This window comes from Kitasatospora sp. NPDC091257, assembly GCF_044757675.1.
Taxonomy (GTDB): domain Bacteria; phylum Actinomycetota; class Actinomycetes; order Streptomycetales; family Streptomycetaceae; genus Kitasatospora; species Kitasatospora lactacystinica.
The window spans coordinates 1-2,706 of record NZ_JBIVVI010001200.1; the positions used below are offsets into that span (position 1 = coordinate 1).

The 2,706-nt window shown below is 71.8% G+C and carries 2 protein-coding genes; one reads left to right on the top strand and one right to left on the bottom strand.

Annotation, left to right across the window (positions count from 1 at the left end):
• The coding region (locus tag ACIQOV_RS36275; RefSeq protein WP_401055068.1) for an FMN-binding glutamate synthase family protein at nucleotides 1-1,540 on the bottom strand (1,540 nt) is incomplete at its 3' end.
• A gap of 242 nt (nucleotides 1,541-1,782) precedes the next feature.
• Between ACIQOV_RS36275 and ACIQOV_RS36280 the strand changes: the two genes are divergently transcribed.
• The gene (locus ACIQOV_RS36280; RefSeq protein WP_401055069.1) at nucleotides 1,783-2,433 is read left to right on the top strand and encodes an NAD(P)-dependent oxidoreductase; all 651 of its coding nucleotides are present in this window, start codon (nucleotides 1,783-1,785) and stop codon (nucleotides 2,431-2,433) included.
• The last annotated feature ends 273 nt before the right edge of the window (nucleotides 2,434-2,706 follow it).

Here is a 2,706-nt window from a genome sequence, read left to right on the forward strand (position 1 = left end):
CCGCGACCACCTGCTCCCGCGCCAGCTGGAGAAGGCGGGTCTCGGCGGCGGGCAGGTCACCGTGGACGAATCGGCGCTGCGCAGCCTCGCCGGGGCCGTAGACACCGGCGAGGGTGCGGGCCTCGTAGTCGCCGTTCATGATCTCGAAGTCGTCGGCCGTGATGAGTGCCGGGTGGGCGACGCCGACGGCCGCCGAGACCTTCATCAGCTCCTTGCGCAGGGTTCGCAGGTAGGAGGCGGCCCGGTCGGCCTTCGAGGCCGGGTCGATGCCGCGGGCCAGCCACGGGTTCTGGGTGGCGATGCCGGTGGGGCACTTGTCGGTGTGGCACTTCTGGGCCTGGATGCAGCCGATCGACAGCATCGCCTCACGGGCCACATTGATCATGTCGACGCCCAGGGCGAAGGCGACGGCGGCGTTCTCGGGCAGGCCGAGCTTGCCGGAACCGATGAAGGTCAGCTCGTCGGTCAGCCCCAGCTCGGCGAAGGTGCCGTAGACCCGGGAGAAGCCCATTCGGAACGGCAGCGACACCGAGTCGGCGAACATCCGCGGCGCCGCCCCGGTGCCGCCCTCGCCGCCGTCGATCGTCACGAAGTCGACCCCGCGGTCGCCGCGCGCCATCAGCGAGGCCAGCTCCTGCCAGAAGCCCATCTCGCCCACCGCGCTCTTGACCCCGACCGGCAGACCGGTCTCGGTGGCGAGCAGTTCGACGAAGTCGAGCATCGAGTCGACGTCGCCGAACGCGGAGTGCCGCGACGGCGAGGCGCAGTCCTGGCCCTCCGGGATGCCGCGGATGCCGGCGATCTCGGCCGTCACCTTCGCGCCCGGCAGCATCCCGCCCAGCCCCGGCTTGGCGCCCTGGGAGAGCTTGATCTCTATCGCCTTGACGGGCGCGCCGGCGACCACCTCCTTGAGCTTGTCGAGGTTGAAGGTGCCGTCCTCGTTGCGGCAGCCGAAGTACGCCGTGCCGAGCTGGAGGACGAGGTCACCGCCGTTGCGGTGGTACGGCGAGAGGCCGCCCTCCCCCGTGTTGTGCATCGTGCCCGCGAGCGCCGCCCCCTTGTTGAGCGCCGTGACGGCCGCGCCGGAGAGCGACCCGAAGCTCATCGCCGAGATGTTCACCACGCTCGCCGGCCGGAAGGCCTTGGCGCGCCCGCGCGGCCCGCCCAGCACCTTGGCCGAGGGCAGCGGGGCCTGCGGGTCGTGCGCGTCGGGCAGCGTGCCGGCGAAGGTGCGCTGCTTCAGGTAGGCGTGCCCCTGGACGTGCTCGACGTCGACCTCGGTGCCGAACCCGAAGTAGTTGTTCTCCTCCTTCGCCGACGCGTAGATCCACGTGCGCTGGTCACGGCTGAACGGGCGCTCCTCCTCGTTGGAGGTCACGATGTACTGCCGCAGCTCCGGCCCGATCGTCTCCAGCAGGTACCGGGCGTGCCCGACCACCGGGAAGTTCCGGAGCAGCGCGTGCCGCTTCTGCACGAGGTCGCGGGCCGCCAGGAGGGCCACCGCTGTGGCGGCGGCCGCGCCGATCTTCCGGGCTTGCATGGACGTTCCTCCTCGATGGACGGCTCCACCGCCGGGCGGTGGAGCCGTCGTGTCGTACGGGGTGCGGGACGGCGGGGACACGGCCAACCGGGCAGCAGCTCCGTCGAAGAATGCGACATGATGGTAAAAGGCCGCGCCGAACCTCCTGCGACCAGGGGGTGTCAGCGCGCCTTCCCGGGCGACGACGGCACGCTGGCTAGCGTGGTGCCTCCACCCGATGCCCGGTCCCGAGGAGACCCGCCATGGCCAAGATCGCTCTGTACGGCGCCACCGGCATGATCGGCAGCCGCATCCTGCGCGAGGCGCTGGACCGCGGCCACCACGTCACGGCCGTCGTCCGCGACCCCGGGAGGCTCACCGAGAAGCGGCCCGGCCTCACCGTCACCACCGGCGACGTCCTGGACCCCGCTTCGGTGACCGCCGCGGCCCGGGGCCAGGACGTGGTCGTCAGCGCCGTCGGCGGCAGTGACGGGCCCGGTCACCTCGCCACCATCGCGCCCTCCGCCGAGTCCCTGGTGGCCGGGCTGCGTTCGCTGGACGGAAAGGCCCCGCGGCTGATCACCGTCAACGGCGCCGGTTCGCTGCGCACACCCGACGGAAAGCAGGTGTGGGACGCCGAAGGACTGCCCGAGCCCCTGCTGCAGATCATGCACGCCCACGGCGACGCCCTCGACTTCTACCGCTCCGTCCACGACGTCCGCTGGACCTGCCTCAGCCCCGCCGGACAGATCGAGCCCGGCGAGCGCACCGGCACCTACCGCACCGCCCTCGACGACCTGGTCGTGGACTCCGAGGGCAGGAGCCGAATCTCCGCCGAGGACTACGCGGTGGCCCTCGTCGACGAGATCGAGCAGCGGAACCACGTCGGCGAACGCTTCGCCGTCGGCGACTGAACCCCGCGCTCCGCCGGCGGTATCCGACCGGTGGCGGCGAGAGCGGGTCGGGCCGAGGTGCGGGCGCACCGGGAACCCCTCCCCCGCCGTCTGCGCGCCTGTACGATCTCCTCACCGGAGCGGCCGGTGAAGCTCCGCTTCTCCACCGCTCCAGCGGACTTCACCGGTTCGGCGTTCTCGCCCGGGTCGGGGACGAGCCCCTGAGGAGCAGAGCGGATGACCACGCCCGAGACCTTCGCGGTCTTCTACTCCTCCCTCGGCACCCTCGCACCG